This window comes from Serinicoccus sp. CUA-874, from assembly GCF_001942225.1.
In the GTDB taxonomy this organism is placed as follows: Bacteria; Actinomycetota; Actinomycetes; order Actinomycetales; family Dermatophilaceae; genus Ornithinicoccus; species Ornithinicoccus marinus.
The window spans coordinates 51,716-68,774 of sequence record NZ_MKJZ01000036.1 but is presented as its reverse complement, the minus strand read 5'-3'; the positions used below and the strand labels follow the sequence as shown (position 1 = coordinate 68,774).

Genomic DNA, 17,059 nt, shown 5'->3' with positions numbered 1-17,059 from the left:
GTGTCTGTGCACGACCTGAGTCAGGGCCTGGCCTCGGTCAGCCTGACCCTCGCCGACGACCCGGGCGGTCTCGGCGCGACCCATGCCACCCAGGCCGACGGCATCGCCGGCCTGGGCTGGCTGATGATCGCGCTGCCGCTGATCGGTGCGGCCCTGCTGCTCCTGGGCGGGCGGATGACCGATCGCTGGGGCCCGGCCCTGGCGACGCTGCTGTCCTGGGCGAGCTTCGCCGTGGGCGTCGCGGTCATCGTCCAGCTCACCGGGCTCCCCGCGGAGGAGCGCTCGCTGTCGGTGCCGCTGTGGGACTGGGTGAGCGTCGGCGAGCTGTCGCTGACCGCGGGGCTGCTGCTGGACCCGTTGTCGCTGGCCTTCGTCATGCTCATCACCTTCGTGGGCAGCCTCATCCACGTCTACTCGCTGGGCTACATGGAGGGCGACCCGGACAAGCGCCGGTTCTTCGCCTACCTCAACCTCTTCGTGGCGGCGATGCTCATCCTGGTGCTCGCCGACTCCTACCTGCTGCTCTTCGTCGGCTGGGAGGGCGTGGGTCTGGCGTCCTACCTGCTCATCGGCTTCTGGAACTGGAACCCGGAGTATGCCGCGGCCGCCAACAAGGCCTTCGTCGTCAACCGCGTCGGTGACGTCGGGCTCATCACGGCCATGGCGATCATGCTCGCGACCTTCGGGGCGCTGGACTTCGCGACGGTGCACGGCAACGCCTCCGGCGCGGGCGACCTCACGCTGACGCTGATCGGGCTCGCGCTGCTGCTCGGGGCCTGCGGCAAGTCGGCGCAGTTCCCGCTGCAGAGCTGGCTGGGTGACGCGATGGCCGGCCCGACCCCGGTCTCGGCCCTGATCCACGCGGCGACGATGGTCACCGCCGGTGTCTACCTCGTCGCCCGCAGCCAGGCGATCTACGACCTCACCCCGGATGCCCGGCTCGTCGTGGCGATCGTCGGTGCGGTCACGCTGCTCTACGGCGCGATCGTCGGCTGCGCCAAGGACGACATCAAGAAGGCGCTGGCCGCCTCGACGAGTCCCAGATCGGCTACATGATGCTCGCGGTCGGGCTCGGCCCGGTCGGCTACCTCTACGCGATCTTCCACCTGGTGACGCACGGCTTCTTCAAGGCCAACATGTTCCTCGGGGCCGGCTCGGTCATGCACGCGATGAACAACCGGGTCGACATGCGCAGCTCGGTGCGCTACGGACCGACATCAAGATCACCTGGCTCACGTTCATGGCGGGCTGGCTGGCCATCATCGGCTTCCCGTTCACCGCGGGCTGGTACTCGAAGGACTACATCATCGAGACCGCCTTCGCCGAGCCGGGCTGGCGCGCCTGGGTCTTCGGCGGCATCGCGCTGCTGGGCGCCGGGATCACCGCGTTCTACATGTCGCGCCTGTTCTTCATGACCTTCTTCGGGGAGAAGCGCTGGGAGGAGAACGACCACCCGCACGAGTCGCCGCTGCTCATGACGGTGCCGATGATGGTGCTGGCCCTGGGCTCGTTGGTTCTCGGTGCGGTGCTCTACCCGACCGGCATCATCACCGCCTGGCTGGAGCCGGTCTTCGGTCACGCCGAGCACGGTGAGCCGCTCATCCCGGTCCTGGCGATCCAGATCCTGGCCTTCGTGCTCATGGTGATCGCGCCGGCCTGGCCTGGATGATGTATGCCCGCCGCGAGGTCCCCCGCACCGCGCCGCGGGCCAGCCTGGTCACCGTGGCGGCGCGCCGCGACCTCTTCCAGGACGACGTCAACGACGCGCTCTTCACCGGGCCGACGATGGCCCTGGCGCGCACCGCCGTCGACGCCGACAGCACCCTCGTCGAGGGCAGCGTGACCGGTGGCACGACCGGCGGCCTCAACGCCGCCTCCGGCCTGCTGCGCCGCGCGCAGAACGGCTTCGTCCGCTCCTATGCCCTGACGATGCTCCTGGGCGTCGTCGCGATCCTCGGCGCAGTCTGGGTGATGCAGTGATGAACTTCCCCTGGTTGACCACGCTCCTCGTGCTGCCGCTGGTCGGCGCGCTCCTGGTCTCGCTGCTGCCCAAGGGCAGCGCCCTGGTGCGCCCCGTCGCCCTCGGCGTCGCCCTGCTCACCCTCGCGGTCGGCATCGGCGCCGCCACGCAGTACCGCTTGGGCGGCGGCGGCAGCGGCGGCGAGCAGTTCCAGCTCACCGAGGTCTACTCCTGGATCCCGCAGTTCGGCGTCTCCTACGCCTTGGGCGTCGACGGCATCTCGCTGTCGATGATCCTGCTCGCGCTGGTGCTCGTGCCGATCTGCATCGTCGCCGCCTGGGACGACGTGCCCGCGGTGGGCCGCCGCCAGCACGCCTACTTCGCCCTCATGCTGGCGCTGACCTCGATGATGGTCGGTGTCTTCGCCGCGATCGACGTCTTCCTCTTCTACGTCTTCTTCGAGGCGATGCTCATCCCGGTGTACTTCCTCATCGGGGTCTTCGGCGGCACCCGCCGGGCCAGGGCGGCGACCAGCTTCCTGATCTACTCGCTGGCGGGCGGGCTCATCATGCTGGTCGCGGTCATCGGGGTCTACCTGGCCGGCCCGCGCGGCACCGACGGCTTCCTGCTGTCCAACCTGACCGGGCTCGACCTGTCGGTGGAGGCGGGCCGCTGGCTCTTCCTCGGCTTCTTCATCGCCTTCGCGATCAAGGCGCCGATGTGGCCGGTGCACACCTGGCTGCCGCTCGCGGCCGAGCAGGCCCGGCCGGCGACCTCGGTCCTGCTCGTGGGCGTGCTCGACAAGGTCGGCACCTACGGCATGATCCGCTTCTGCCTGGCGCTCTTCCCCGAGGCCAGCCAGTGGGCGACCCCGGTGATCCTCGCCCTGGCGCTGGTCTCGCTCTTCGTGGGCGCCTTCCTCGCCATCGGGCAGACCGACATGCTGCGGCTCATCAGCTACACCTCGATCAGCCACTTCGGCTTCATCGTGCTGGGCATCTTCGCCTTCACGACGGTCAGCCAGACCGGCGCGACGCTCTACATGGTCAACCACGGCTTCACCACCGCCGGGCTGTTCCTCGTCGCCGGCATGCTCATCGTCCGGCGCGGCTCGCGCGACCTGCGTGACTTCGGCGGCTGGCAGCGGGTCACCCCGCTCGTGGCCGGTGCGCTGCTCGTCTCCGGCCTCTCCGGCCTGGCGCTGCCCGGCCTGAACTCCTTCGTCAGCGAGTTCCTCGTCATCGTCGGCACCTTCGGCCGGCACCCGTGGCTGGGGATCATCTCCGCCCTGGGCGTCATCCTCGCGGCCGTCTACATCCTGGTGATGTACCAGAAGGTCGCGACCGGGCCGAGGCCGAGGGCGCCGAGGTCGAGGGCATACCCGACATGAGCGGGCGGGAGAAGTGGGTCGTGGCCCCGATCATCGCCGCCTTCCTGGTCCTCGGCTTCTACCCCAAGCCCGTCCTGGACCTGCTGGAGCCGGCCGTCGAGCAGACGCTGCAGACCGTCGGGATCAGCGACGTCTCCCCCGCTGTCGACACGACCGCCGACCACTCGACCGAAGGGAGTGACCACTGATGGGTGGCTCCATGTTCGTCGCGCCGGACATCAACTACACGGCGCTGCTCCCGATGATCATCGTCTTCGTCGGCGGGCTGGTCGGGGTCACCGTGGAGGGCTTCGCCTCGCGGCGTACCCGGTATGCCGTGCAGGTGCCGCTCTCGGTCGCCACGCTCGTGCTGGCGCTGGTCGCGCTGGTGCTGCTCGGTCGGGACAACCAGGGCCTCACCGCCGCCGACACGGTCGCCGTGGACGGCGTGGCGCTCTCGCTGCAGGGGCTCGTGCTCGTGCTGTCGATCCTCGGTCTGCTCGCGATGAGCGAGCGCTTCGGGGGCCAGCAGCCGGACGCCTTCACCCAGTCCGGGGTCTCGACCCCCGGCTCGGCGGAGGAGACGCTGGCCACCAAGGTCGGGGCCACCACCACCGAGGTCTACCCGCTGACGCTCATGTCGGTCGGGGGCATGATGCTCTTCGTCGCGGCCAACGACCTGCTGCTGCTCTTCGTCGCCCTGGAGATCCTCTCGCTGCCGCTCTACGTCCTCACCGGGCTCGCGCGGCGCCGGCGGCTGCTGTCGCAGGAGGCCTCGCTGAAGTACTTCCTGCTCGGCAGCTTCTCCTCGGCGTTCTACCTCTTCGGGGCGGTCCTGCTCTACGGCTACGCCGGCTCGATGCGCTTCGCCGACATCGCCGCCGCCATCAGCACCGGCGTCGGCATGGACGGCCTGCTCGTGCCGGGCGTGCTGCTGGTCGCCGTCGGCCTGCTCTTCAAGGTCAGTGCCGTGCCCTTCCACGCGTGGACGCCGGACGTCTACCAGGGCGCCCCGACCCCGGTCACCGGCTTCATGGCCGCGTGCACCAAGGTCGCCGCCTTCGGCGCGATGCTCCGGGTGCTCTACGTCGCCGTCGAGGGCGCGCGGCTGGAGTGGCAGCCGGTCATCGCGGTCGTCGCGGCGCTGTCGATGATCGGCGGCGCCCTGTTGGCGATCGTGCAGACCGACGTCAAGCGCATCCTGGCCTACTCCTCGATCGCCCACGCCGGCTTCATCCTCACCGGGGTCGTGGCCCTCGACGTCGCCGGTGTCTCCAGCACGATGTTCTACCTCGCGACCTACGGCTTCATGACGATCCCGGCCTTCGCGATCGTGGCGCTGGTCCGCAGCGCCGGCACCGAGGCCACCCTGGTCGACCAGTGGTCGGGCCTGGGCCGGCGCTCCCCGTGGATCGCCGCCTGCTTCACCTTCCTGCTCATGGCCTTCACGGGCATCCCGCTCACCTCTGGGTTCACCGGCAAGTTCGCGGTCTTCTCCGCGGCGGTGAGCCAGGGCTGGGCGTGGCTGGCCGTCATCGGTGTCCTCGCCAGCGCGGTCACCGCCTACATCTACTTCGTGCTCGTCGTGCAGATGTGGCTCGGGGACGCCGACGCCGGCGGTGACACGGTCGTGGTCCGTCCGTCGTGGATGACCTCGGTCGCGATCCTCGTCGGGGTCGCCATGACCCTGGCCCTGGGCGTCATGCCCTCCCCGGTCCTCGACCTGGCGCAGAGCACCGCGGCGTTCCTGCGGTGAGACCCCCGAGCATCCCGGGTGCCGACGAGGAGCTGACCGGTCGGGTCGAAGCGGGTCTGGCCCGGGTCACGCAGCGGCTGGAGGAGGTCGTCGACCACGACGACCCCTTCGTCTCCGAGGCCAACCACCACCTCGCGGGCGCCGGCGGCAAGGGCTTCCGCCCGTTGCTCACGCTGCTCGCCAGCGAGGTCGGCGACGGCTGGGACGAGCGGGTCGTCGATGCCGCCGTCGGGGTCGAGCTGACCCACCTGGCCTCGCTCTACCACGACGACGTCATGGACGAGGCGGAGCTGCGGCGGGGGGTGGAGAGCGCCACGCCCGCTACGGCAACTCCACCGCGATCCTCGTGGGTGACCTGCTCTTCGGCACCGCGTCCTCGGTGGTGGCCGGGCTCGGTGCGGAGGCGGTGCGGATCCAGGCGGACACCTTCGTGCGGCTGTGCGCCGGCCAGATCCGCGACGACCGGCAGGCCGACGCCGAGCTGCCCAGCGACCAGGCGGTCCAGGCATACCTCGAGATCCTGGAGGACAAGACCGGGGCGCTCATCGCGACCGCGGCTCGCTACGGCGCGATGTTCGGCGGCTGCGACGAGGCGACGACCCGCACGCTGACGGCCTACGGCGAGAAGGTCGGCGTCGTCTTCCAGCTCGCCGACGACCTGCTCGACGTCGCCTCCGATGCGCAGGTGTCCGGCAAGACCCCGGGCACCGACCTGCGCGAGGGCAAGGCGACGCTGCCGGTGCTCTACGCCCGGGGCAGCGAGGACCCCGCCGACGCCCGGCTGCTCGAGCTCACTCGCGGCCCGGTCGAGGACGCCGACGAGCTCGCCGAGGCGCTGACCCTGCTGCGCGCGCACCCCGCGATGACCCAGGCGCGGGAGCACACCCTGCGGGTCGCCGCGCAGGCCCGGGAGCTGCTGGAGGGCCTGCCCGACTCACCCGCGGTCGCGGCGCTGCAGGCCCTCGTCGACGGCGTCGCCGACCGCTCCCGCTGAGCACCACCACGTCCAGCGCCACCTCAGCGGCCCACCCCACTCACCGACCGACACCGCGCCCTCCCGCCCTACCCTCCCCGGGGTATGCCCGTGCCTCAGCCGCGACGACCGCGGCCCGGGTAGACGTGGGCCACGCCGGGGCGGGGCACGCTGTCGCCGAGGAAGGGGTAGGCGCTGGTGCCGCCCTCGCCGGGGTGCTGGACGCTGACGAGCACCGAGCGGTCCTGCCAGTCGATCACGGGACCGCAGCACTCCGCGCCGGTCGGCACCGAGAGGAACTGCTGCACCAGGCCGCGGTCCCGGCCGCGGGTCGGCATGCGGAAGAGGCCGTCGCAGGTGCCGATCGTGCCGGGGGCGCCGTCGGTGGAGATCCACAGGTGGCCGGGCTCGCCGTCGAAGGCCACGTTGTCAGGGCAGCTGATGGGGGTGACCTCCCGGCGGTCCATGCCGGAGAAGTAGGTGCCCGGGTCCGAGGGGTCGCCCGCGACGAGCACGATCTTCCAGCGGAAGCGCAGCGCTGCGGCGTCGTCGCCCTGCTCCCGCCACTCGATGACGTGACCGAACTTGTTGTTGGCCCGCGGGTTCGGCTCGTCGATCTGGCCGGGCGTGCGTGCCGTGTTGTTGGTGAGCGCGACGTAGACCCGGCCGGTGTGCGGGTCGGGCTGGACGTCCTCGGGACGGTCCATCTTGGTCGGTCCGACCCGGTCCGCGGCGAGCCGGGTCCAGGTGCACACCTCGGCCACGGTCATACCCTCGACCCGGGACTCACCGTCGACGACGAGCGGCAGCCACTCACCGCGCCCGTCGTACTGCCCGTCCTGGAAGCCGTCGCCGGTGAACCGGGCGACGTAGAGGTCGCCGTCGGAGAGCAGCTTCAGGTTGTGCCGCTTGTCGCCCTCGCGGTAGCGGCGCCGCGAGACGAACTTGTAGATGTAGTCGAAGCGCTCGTCGTCGCCCATGTAGGCCACGGCGCGCCCGTCGTGCGCGAGCCGGATCGTGGCGCCCTCGTGCTTGAACCGGCCGAGCGCCGTGTGCTTGACCGGCGTGGACCCGGGGTCGTCCGGGTCCACCTCGACGATCCAGCCGAAGCGGTTGACCTCGTGCGGTTCGTCGGCGACCGAGAAGCGCCGGTCCGCCTGCTCCCAGCCACGCCCGCCGGAGGTGATGCCGTAGCGGGCGAGCCTGCCCTCGGGGTCCGGCGCCCCGGTTGAGTCGAAGTACTGGTTGAAGTTCTCCTCGCCGGACAGCACCGTGCCCCAGGGGGTGTCGCCCCCGGCGCAGTTGTTGAGCGTCCCCAGCACGCGGCGCCCGCGGCGGTCGGTGCTGGTGCGCATCCACTCCGCCCCGGCAGCCGGGCCGTCGAGCGCGAAGGTCGTCCAGGCGTGGATGCGGCGGTTGCGGCTCGCGCGCCGCTGGTAGACCCAGGGGGAGCGGTCGTTCTTGCGGCGCACCTCGACCACGGTCATCCCGTGGGCGGCCATCTCGATCTCCGCCTGCTCGGCGGTCACCGACCCGTCCCAGTCGGGGAACATCATCTCGGGGTTCGTGTACTCGTTGTTGAAGACGATCACGCCGCGCCGCCTCGCCCAGCCGCGGTCGCCGTCCTGGCGCAGGGTCAGGTAGTCGGCGTTGTAGCCGGCCTGACCCTTCTGGGCCTCGACCGACTGCCGGTCCACGTCGAAGGCGGGAGCGCCGGGCTCCACCGGATCGCCCCACGAGATCACGGGTGCCCAGGTGAAGCCGGTCGGCACCACGAGGTCGTCCACGTCGGCGGGCGTGGGGGAGATGGACGGGAACCCCCGCAGCCGGTGGTCGGTGTCCGGCAGCTCCGAGGCGGCCGCGGCGGCGTCGGGGGCGGCGGCCCAGGCCACGCCGGCCAGCGCAGCGGTCCCCCCGGCGAGGACCGATCGACGACGCACCTCGCCCTGGACCACGTCGCCGAAGTAGGTGTTGTCGCTGGTGTTGGGCACCGGCTGGGAGCAGGCGTCGCCGCAGCGGTAGCGGCACGTCGCCGCGCTCCGGCCCCCCGGGTGGGCGGCGAGGATCGGCAGCAGGCTGCGGCGGGTGGTGGTCGAGGGAATGGACACGGGCGATCCTCCGTGGTCGGTGGGTGGGCGCGGCGGTGCTCCGGGACCGGGGCCGCCGACGTCCTCGAACGTAGGCGCCGGACCCCCTGCGCCGGGCGACACCGAGGTGAATCGTCCACGGCGAGTGGGTGACGGGTCGGGGAACGGGCCCACGGGCATACCCTGGGAGGCCGGAGAGCGGAGGAGGACGACCCGTGAGACGCATGCTGGCGGGACTGTGGGCCATGCTGCCGTTGGCGGTGCTGCTGGTCGCGGTCACGGCGCTGCCGACCCCGCAGCGGGTGCCCAGCCACTGGTCGGGCCGGCTGCCGGACGACTTCGTGGGGGGAGCCGGGTTCCTCTCCGGCGTGCTGGCGACGACCGTGGTGTGCACCGTCGTCGCCGCCCTCACGGCGATCGCCCGCCGCGTCGTGCCCCCGAGCTGGTGCCGCTGGGTGCTGGCCGTGGTCGCGGCGGTCGGCTGGGGCGCTGTGGCGCTCTGGGGCGTCACGGTCTGGCGCGTCGGCATCGACGGGCCGGAGCAGGTGCGGGAGTGGTGGCCGCTGCTCGCGCTCGCCGCGGCAGGGCTCGCCGGACTCGTCGGGTATGCCCTGCACGGCCGGCAGGTCCCGAGCGAGGAGGAGCTGGAGGATCTCGTGCCCGAGCAGGCCCGGGTCCGCCCGGTCCGCGAGCCGCGACCGGTGGAGCCCTGGAGCTCGGACGTGTCGTCGCGCACGCTGCAGGTGCTGGGCGTGGGCCTGGTCGTCGTCTTCGTCGTCGTGGGCGTGGTGGTCTGGTGGACCGGGGAGAGCCTCGCGGTGCTGCTCGTCGTCCTCCTGACCGGTGCCGGCGCCGGCGGGCTCGCGCTGCTGTGGTCCGCGGTCCGGGTCGAGGTGGACGCCACGGGGCTGCGGGTGCGCTCCCGGGTGCTCCCGTGGGGGGTCATCCGGGTGCCCGCGGAGCGGGTCGCCGGGGCGGACGTGCAGCAGCTGGACCCGATGCGGTGGGGCGGGGTCGGGCTCCGGGCACTACCGGACCGCACCGCCTACATCGTCGGCCCCGGCGGAGGACCGGGCATCGTCGTCTACCAGCGCGACGGGCGCCGGCTCGCGCTGCAGATCACCGAGGGTGATGCTGCCGCGCGCGCCGGCGCCGCGACGTTGCTGCAGGCCGCGGGTCAGCGCGTGGGGGAGGGCTCGCTCTCCTGAGCCGAGGGTCCGGCGGGCTCCGCGGACCCGTCCGCAGGCTCGCCGGCCGCGACGGCCCCCTCGTCCTCCGACCCGTGGCTCATCCCCAGGGTCCGCTCGAGCTGAGCACCCTCGACGTCGACGTCCGGCAGGATGCGGTCCAGCCAGCGCGGCAGCCACCAGGCGCGCTCGCCCAGCAGCGACATGACCGCCGGGGTCAGCGTCATCCGCACCAGGAAGGCGTCGACGAGCACACCCACGGCCAGCCCCAGCCCGATGGGCCGGACCATCGTCAGGTGCGCCCAGACGAAGCCGGCGAAGACCGAGATCATGATGATCGCCGCGGCCGTCACGACCCGCGCGCTGGCGTTGAAGCCGGTGACCACAGCGGTGCGGGCGTCCTTGCCGTGGACCCGCTCCTCGCGCATCGCCGAGACGAGGAAGAGCTGGTAGTCCATCGCCAGGCCGAAGAGGATCCCGATGAGCAGGATCGGCAGGAAGGACAAGATGGGCCCCGCCTCGTTCACCCCGAAGAAGCTTGAGGCGAAGCCGAACTGGTAGACCCCGACGACCGCCCCGAACGCCGCCCCGACACTCAGCAGGAAGCCGCCGGTGGCCAGCAGCGGCACCAGGACCGACCGGAACACGAGCAGCAGCAGCACGAGCGAGAGTCCGACCACGACGACGAGGTAGATCGGCAGCGCGTCGGCGAGCTGCTCGGAGATGTCGATGTTGGCGACCGTCTGCCCGGTCAACCCCAGGGTCGCACCCTGGTCCTGCCCGATCTGCTCGACCGCCGGGCCGAGCCGGTCCACGAGCGCCTCGGTGGAGGCGTCGGCCGGGCCGCCCTCAGGCTGGACCCGGAACGCCAGGACGTCGCGGTCGTCGTTGACCCCGGCGGGGAGCACCTGCTCGACACCCTCGACCGCGGCCAGCTCCTCGCCGAGGTCTGCCTGCGCCGTCAGGAGCGCGGTGTCGCCCTCCGCGAGCGGCTCGTCCAGCTCGGCCACGACCAGGACCGGCCCGTTGGCACCGGCGCCGAACTCCTCGCGCACGGTGTCATAGGTGGTGTATGCCGTGGAGCCGGCTGGCTCGCTGCTGCCGTCGGGCAGGCCGAGACGCAGGTCCAGCGTCGGCCAGGCCAGGGCGCCGACGACCGCCAGCACGCCGAGCACCGCCAACCAGGGCCGGCGCTGCACGTGGGCGGCCCAGCCGCGGGAGGCGTCGTCGGCGTGCTCGGTCGCCGGGTCCTCCTCGTGCTTGCCCCGGTGGCCGTCGGCGCGCTCCCGCCGCGGGAGGACCTTGTCGCCGATGAGCGAGAGCATCGCCGGCGTCAGGGTGATGGCGACGAGCACGGCGATCGCCACCGTCGCCGCGGCGACCAGACCCATGACGCCCAGGAACGGGATGCCGGTCAGGGTGAGCGCCACCAGCGCGATGATGACCGTGAGCCCGGCGAAGGTCACGGCGTTGCCGGAGGTGCCCACGGCGAGCGCGATCGAGTCGCGCAGCGGCATACCCTGGCGCACCTGCTGCCGGTGCCGGTTGATGAGGAAGAGGGAGTAGTCGATGCCGACGGCGAGGCCGAGCATGAGGGCCAGCACCGGGGTGATGGACTGCATGTCGACCCACTGCGAGAGAGCTAGGGCACTGGTGAGCCCTACGCCGACCCCGACCAGGGCCATGAGGATCGGCAGGCCGGCGGCGACGAGGCTGCCGAGCATGACGAGCAGCACGACCGCCGCGACGACCAGACCCACGACCTCCCCCGGACCGAGCAGGCTGGACAGGTCGTCCGTGATCTCCTTGGAGAAGTCGACGGTCAGGCCCTCGCCCTCGAGGTCGTCGCCGATCCGCTGGATGGCCTCGGTCGTCTCCGCTGGGATGAACCCCTCGGCGTCGGCCACCGACACCTGGGTGAGGGCGACGGTGCCGTCGGTGTTGACCACCCGGAAGCCGTCGGTCAGCTCGACCGTGCGCCGGGCTGCGGCGAGGTCCTCCTCGCCCTGCGCGATCTCTGCCTCGGCGTCCTCGAGCTCGGCGGCGTTCTCCTCGAGCTGGGTCTCGCCCTCGGCGATCTCGGCCTCGCCGGCCTCGAGCTGCTCGGCATTCGCGTCGATCTCCGCCTGGGCGGCCCGCAGCTGCTCTCGGCCGGCGTCGAGCTGCTGCTGGCCCGCGGCGATCTCGGCCCGGGCCTGCTCCTCGGCGGCCGGCGGGACCTGCCCGGCGGCGACCCCGGCCTCGAGCTGCTCCAGCTGGGCGTCCAGCTCGGCCTGCGACTCCTCCAGGGTGGCGGCCTGGGCGTCCAGCTCGGCCTGACCGGCCTCGAGCTGCTCCCGGCCCGCCGCGAGCTCCTCACGCGCGGTCTCGAGGTCGGCGCGCCCCTGCTCGAGCTGCTCCCGGCCGTCCTCGAGCTGGGCGCGGCCGTCGGCCAGCTCGGCCTCGCCGTCGGTGATGTCCTGGGGTGCCGAGTCGAGCTCGGCCTGCGCCTCGAAGGGGTCAGTGGAGGTGACGCCGTCGAGGTCCTCCCAGTCCTCCACGGCCCCGGCGATCGCCTCCCGCTGCTCGTCGGTGAAGCCGTCGTCGTTGCGGAAGACCACGGTGCCGGTGGTGCCGGCCGCCTCGGGGATCTCCTCCTGCAAGGTCTGCAGCACCTGCTCGAAGCGGCTGCCGGGGATGGAGAACTCGTTGGACAGCGGCTTGGCGAGCGTGGCCATGCCGGTCACGGTGAGGGCGAGCACGGCGGCCCAGATCGCGATGACGCCGAGCCGGTGGTGGGCGCACCAGCGCCCCAGGCGGTGCAGGAGAGTGGCCACGAGGGTCCTTTCGGGGTTGCTCAGTCGAGGTCGGACCGCCAGCCCGAGGCCAGCAGGGCCAGGGCGCGGTCCAGGTGGTCGTGGAAGGCGGTGGTGTCCGCCTCGGTGAGGGGGGCCGGGCGGGCCGGGTCGTCGGCCCAGGCCTCCTCGGCCGCCTGGAAGCAGCTCATCACCGCCGAGGAGAGGGTGGCGACGAAGAGCGGGTCGGCGCCGGGCAGCAGGTCGTGCAGCTGCTCGCGCAGCCACCCCGCCATGTCCGCCCAGACGGTGCGCTCCAGCAGCATCTGCCCGTCGGTGCCCTGCTCGTGGCAGTTGAGGTCGGACAGCCAGCCGATGAAGTCCGGCGGGATCTCGCGGTCCTGCACGAGGCGGCGAAGCGCGGCCAGCGGGTCGACACCGATCTGCTGCGGGTCCAGGCTCGAGAGCATGCCGGCGGCGTGCTCGGCGAAGACGGCGCTCAGTGCCGCGGCGATGCTCCCGAAGTAGTTGAAGAAGGTGCGCCGGGAGATGCCCGCCCGCTCGGCGACCTGGTCGACCGTGATCTCCTCGGCGGGAAGCTGGGCGACCAGCTCGCGCAGCGAGCCGAGGATGGCCTCACGGGTCCGCGCCTTGTTGAGCTCGCGCCGTCCGACGGGGGGTGCCTCGGGCATGCCGACGAGCATACGACGCAACATGCACACCGTGCAAACTTGCACGATGTGCACCACCGCGCGTCCCCCCCCCCCGACCGGCCGTCGCTCGGTGGGGGGTCAGGCAACCACAGGCGGCGCTCGGTCAGAGCGGGGCCGGGTCGGTGACGTCCGGCTCGGGGTCGGTCTCGGTGCTCGGCCGCCCTCGTCCGGCCTGGCGGCTCGCGTGCCGCTCGCGCCGGGCCCGCCGCACCTGCCGCACCATGTCGGTGGACAGCACGACGAGGGCGAGCCAGACCAGCGCGAAGCCCACCCAGCGCGACGCCGGGACGGTCTCCCCGAGCAGGAGCACCCCGCACAGCAGCTGCAGGAAGGGGGTGAGGAACTGCAGCAGACCGACGGTCGACAGCGGCACGCGGCTCGCGGCGGCCGCGAAGAGTAGCAGGGGCACCGCGGTGGCGACCCCGGTCGTCATGAGCAGACCGGTGTGCACCGCGCCGTGGCCGCCCCACGTGGTCGCGTCCTCCCGGGCGAGCCAGAGCAGGATGATCACCGCGACCGGGAGGATGGCCAGCGTCTCGCCCACGAGGGAGCGCAGCGCGCTCAGCGAGACCCCGAGCCGGTTCTTCAGCAGGCTGTAGAGGGCGAACGAGCACGCCAGCGCGAGGCTGATCCACGGCGGCGAGCCGTAGTCGATCGTCAGGTAGACCGCGGCGACGACGCCGATGCCCACGGCGATCCACTGCAGCCGGCGCAGCCGCTCCCGCAGGATCACCACCCCGAGCGCGACCGTCACGAGCGGGTTCAGGAAGTAGCCGAGGGCGGCCTCGGTGACGTGCCCGGAGAGCACGGCATACGTGTAGATGCCCCAGTTCGTGGCGATCAGCCCACCGGCCAGCGCGACGCCGAGCAGCCGCCTCGGGGTGCGTGCCAGCGTGACCATCCACCGCAGGTCGCGCCGGACGAGCAGGATGAGCCCGCAGAGCACGAGCGTCCACACGATGCGGTGGGCGACGATCTCCCACGGCCCGGCCGGGCGGAGGGTCGCGAAGTAGAGCGGGAAGATGCCCCAGAGGAGGTAGGCGAGGAAGCCGTATGCCGTGCCGCGCTGCTGGCGCACAGCCTGCTCGTCGGTCACTCCTGGGGGCCCTCGAAGACCTCGTCGGCCTCGTCGACGAGCGCCTCACCGGCGGCCGGGATCGGCCCCTCGGTGGTCTCGCCCTCCAGCGTCTGCTCGACCTCCCCGGGGCGGGTGCCGTCCACCGTCCAGGTGTCGCGGCCGCGCAGCAGGGTGTCGAGCGAGCCCTCGTCGCGTGCGCTCCCCGCGGTCGCCGACGCCACCTGCTCGCGCACCCCGTCGTCGTAGGTCGGCCGGTCGACCTCCCGGAAAATGCCCATCGGCACCGTCTGCATGCTCGGGTCGTCGAGCCGGGAGAGGGCGAAGGCGGGCGTCGGGTCCGGGTCGGTGGGGTCGTGCACGACGACGGTATGCCCGTCCGGCACCGCGGCCTCGGGAACCACGTGCAGGTGCCCGCCCGGGTCCCGCGCGACGACCCTCGCCTCCTCGCTGCCCTCGGCACCGATCCGCACCGGCTCACCGGCGCGCAGGTGCGCCACCCGGCCGGTGGCCTCGTCGCGGTCCTTGAGCAGCTGGAAGGCGCCGTCGTTGAAGATCGGGCAGTTCTGGTAGATCTCCACCAGCGAGGTGCCGCGGTGCGCCGCTGCGGCCCGCAGCACCTCGGTGAGGTGCGCCCGGTCGGAGTCCATCGTGCGGGCCACGAAGGTCGCCTCCGAGCCGAGCGCGAGCGAGACCGGGTTGAAGGGGTGGTCCACCGACCCGGCGGGCGTCGACTTGGTCACGGCGCGACGTCGGAGGTGGGGGAGTACTGCCCCTTGGTCAGCCCGTAGATCTTGTTGTTGAACAGCAGGATCGTGAGGTTGACGTTGCGTCGCATCGCGTGGATGAGGTGGTTGCCGCCGATGGACAGCGCGTCACCGTCCCCGGTCACGACCCAGACCGACAGGTCCTCCCGCGCGGTCGCGAGCCCGGTCGCGATGGCGGGGGCACGTCCGTGGATGGAGTGCATGCCGTAGGTGTCGAGGTAGTAGGGGAACCGGCTGGAGCAGCCGATGCCGGAGACGAAGACGATGTTCTCGCGGCGCAGCCCGAGGTCGGGCAGGAAGCCCTGGACGGCCGCGAGCACGGCGTAGTCGCCGCAGCCGGGGCACCAGCGCACCTCCTGGTCGGAGGTGAAGTCCTTCTTCGTCTGCCGCTCGCCCGCGTCGAGGGTGGGCACCCCCGCTGTCCCGGCGGTCGGCATACCGAGGTCGATGCTCATGCGCGCACCTCCTGTCCCTGGATCTCCATGAGGTTCTCGTGGATCACCTGCGCGAGCTCACCGGCGGTGAACGGCAGCCCCCGGACGGCGGTGTGGCTGCGCACGTCGACGAGGTAGCGCCCCCGCAGCAGCAGCGCGAGCTGACCGAGGTTCATCTCCGGCAGCACGACCCGGTCGTAACGGCGCAGGACGTCGCCGAGGTCGGCGGGCAGCGGGTTGAGGTGGCGCAGGTGGGCGCGGGCGATCTTGGCCCCGGTCGCGCGGACCAGGCGCGTGGCAGCGGCGATGGGGCCGTAGGTCGAGCCCCAGCCGAGCACGAGCACCCGGGCCTCGCCGCTGGGGTCGTCGACCTCCAGCGGGGGCAGGGAGTCGGCGATCCTCGCGATCTTGTCGGCCCGCAGCCGGACCATCCGGTCGTGGTTGGCCGGGTCGTAGGAGATGTTGCCGGTGCCGTCGGCCTTCTCGATGCCGCCGATCCGGTGCTCCAGGCCGGGCGTGCCCGGGACCGCCCACGGCCGGGCCAGGGTCTCGGGGTCGCGCAGGTAGGGGTGGAAGACCGGCTCGCCCGCGTCGTCCGTGGCGTTCGGCTCGGTGGTGTGCCGGACGGTCAGGTCGGGCAGGTCCGCGGCGGTGGGGATCTGCCAGGGCTCGGAACCGTTGCCGAGGTAGCCGTCGGAGAGCAGGATCACCGGGGTGCGGTAGGTCGTGGCGATCCGGACCGCCTCGAGCGCGGCGTCGAAGCAGTCGGTCGGCGACTGCGCCGCGACGACCGCGACGGGCGACTCGCCGTTGCGCCCGTGCAGGGCCTGGAGCAGGTCGGCCTGCTCGGTCTTGGTCGGCAGCCCGGTCGAGGGGCCGCCGCGCTGGATGTCGATGACGAGCAGCGGCAGCTCGGTCGCCACCGCGAGCCCGATCGTCTCGCTCTTGAGGGCCAGGCCCGGGCCGGAGGTGGTCGTGACCCCCAGCGAGCCGCCGAAGCTGGCCCCGAGCGCCATGCCGACGGCCGCGATCTCGTCCTCGGCCTGCAGCGTGGTGACGCCGTGCGCCTTGAGCGCGGACAGCTGGTGCAGGACGTCGGAGGCCGGGGTGATGGGGTAGGACCCCAGGACCAGCGGGAGCCCGGTCCGGTATGCCGACGACACGAGCCCGAGCGCCAGCGCCTGGTTGCCGGTGATGGTCCGGTAGGTGCCGGGCGTCATGGGGGCGGGCGCCACCTGGTAGCGGACCGCGAAGTCCTCCGTCGTCTCGCCGTAGGCGTGCCCGGTCCGCAGCGCCGTGAGGTTGGCGTCGAGGATCTCCGGGGCGCCGGAGAACTTCGCGCGCAGGAAGGCCTCGGTGGACTCGGTGTCGCGGGAGTAGAGCCAGGAGAGCAGGCCCAGGGCCAGCATGTTCTTGGCCCGCTCCTTCTCCTTGCGGGTGAGACCCTCGACGTCGGCGAGCGCCTCGACCGTCATCGAGGTGAGCGGCAGCGCGTGCACGTGATAGCCGGCGTCGGTGAGGGAGTCGTCGTCCAGGGGGCTCGCGGCATACCCCACCTTGGCGAGGTTGCGCCTGCTGAACTCGTCGGAGTTGGCGATGACCGTGGCCCCGCGCGGCAGGTCCGGGAGGTTGGCCTTCAGCGCGGCCGGGTTCATCGCGACCAGCACGTCCGGGGCGTCGCCCGGCGTGGCGATCTCGTGGTCGGCGAAGTGCACCTGGAAGGAGCTGACCCCCGGCAGCGTGCCCTGGGGCGCGCGGATCTCCGCGGGGAAGTTCGGCAGCGTCGACAGGTCGTTGCCCAGGGCCGCGGTGTCGGAGGTGAAGCGGTCGCCGGTGAGCTGCATCCCGTCGCCGGAATCCCCGGCGAAGCGGATGACGACCCGCTCGAGCTGGTGGAGGGGAGTAGAAGACATGTCAATAGACAAGGCTACTCTCCCCTAAAGGTGGTGGATGACCGGCTATCG

General features: G+C 72.1%; 7 protein-coding genes and 4 pseudogenes. 5 read left to right on the top strand and 6 right to left on the bottom strand.

All coding sequences use genetic code 11. The features are described from left to right. The first annotated feature begins 6 nt into the window (after positions 1 to 6). The 4 genes and pseudogenes from nuoL (at position 7) to BJF80_RS13795 (ending at position 6,079) form a co-directional block, all read left to right on the top strand. Positions 7 to 1,980 (top strand): annotated as a pseudogene (gene nuoL / locus BJF80_RS13810) (NADH-quinone oxidoreductase subunit L). Continuing rightward, a pseudogene (locus BJF80_RS13805) lies at positions 1,980 to 3,538 on the top strand (NADH-quinone oxidoreductase subunit M). Before nuoL ends, BJF80_RS13805 begins: the two co-directional pseudogenes overlap by 1 nt. Continuing rightward, positions 3,538 to 5,085, top strand: coding sequence for an NADH-quinone oxidoreductase subunit NuoN (nuoN, locus tag BJF80_RS13800; protein ID WP_075814462.1), 1,548 nt, complete (start codon positions 3,538 to 3,540; stop codon positions 5,083 to 5,085). The pseudogene BJF80_RS13805 and the gene nuoN overlap by 1 nt, the downstream one beginning before the upstream one ends. Next, positions 5,082 to 6,079, top strand: a pseudogene (locus tag BJF80_RS13795) (polyprenyl synthetase family protein). The gene nuoN and the pseudogene BJF80_RS13795 overlap by 4 nt, the downstream one beginning before the upstream one ends. Before the next feature lie 95 nt (positions 6,080 to 6,174). Here BJF80_RS13795 and BJF80_RS13790 read toward each other — a convergent pair. Further along, on the bottom strand, positions 6,175 to 8,166 hold the full coding sequence (locus BJF80_RS13790; protein ID WP_237767634.1) for a PhoX family protein: 1,992 nt from the start codon (positions 8,164 to 8,166) through the stop codon (positions 6,175 to 6,177). A 194-nt stretch (positions 8,167 to 8,360) separates the two neighbouring features. Here BJF80_RS13790 and BJF80_RS13785 point away from each other — a divergent pair, with 194 nt between their 5' ends. Then, a complete protein-coding gene (locus tag BJF80_RS13785) occupies positions 8,361 to 9,353 on the top strand; it encodes a hypothetical protein (protein WP_143554127.1) in 993 nt (330 codons plus the stop codon). Here the strand turns inward: BJF80_RS13785 and BJF80_RS13780 are convergent. The 5 genes and pseudogenes from BJF80_RS13780 to BJF80_RS13760 form a co-directional block, all read right to left on the bottom strand. Continuing rightward, complete coding sequence (locus tag BJF80_RS13780) at positions 9,323 to 12,148, bottom strand: MMPL family transporter (protein WP_075814458.1); 2,826 nt, start codon at positions 12,146 to 12,148, stop codon at positions 9,323 to 9,325. The two genes, BJF80_RS13785 and BJF80_RS13780, sit on opposite strands and share 31 nt — an antisense overlap. Positions 12,149 to 12,168: 20 nt before the next feature. Beyond that, positions 12,169 to 12,798, bottom strand: coding sequence for a TetR/AcrR family transcriptional regulator (locus tag BJF80_RS18520; protein WP_158068542.1), 630 nt, complete (start codon positions 12,796 to 12,798; stop codon positions 12,169 to 12,171). Between the two features lie 124 nt (positions 12,799 to 12,922). After that, the gene (gene rarD, locus BJF80_RS13770; RefSeq protein WP_237767633.1) at positions 12,923 to 13,897 is read right to left on the bottom strand and encodes an EamA family transporter RarD; all 975 of its coding nucleotides are present in this window, start codon (positions 13,895 to 13,897) and stop codon (positions 12,923 to 12,925) included. A gap of 14 nt (positions 13,898 to 13,911) precedes the next feature. Further along, positions 13,912 to 15,116 (bottom strand): annotated as a pseudogene (locus BJF80_RS13765) (thiamine pyrophosphate-dependent enzyme). Continuing rightward, positions 15,113 to 17,008: a 2-oxoacid:acceptor oxidoreductase subunit alpha gene (locus BJF80_RS13760; RefSeq protein WP_075814452.1), complete on the bottom strand. Its 1,896-nt coding sequence runs from the start codon at positions 17,006 to 17,008 to the stop codon at positions 15,113 to 15,115. Before BJF80_RS13760 ends, BJF80_RS13765 begins: the two are co-directional and overlap by 4 nt. Positions 17,009 to 17,059 lie beyond the last annotated feature (51 nt).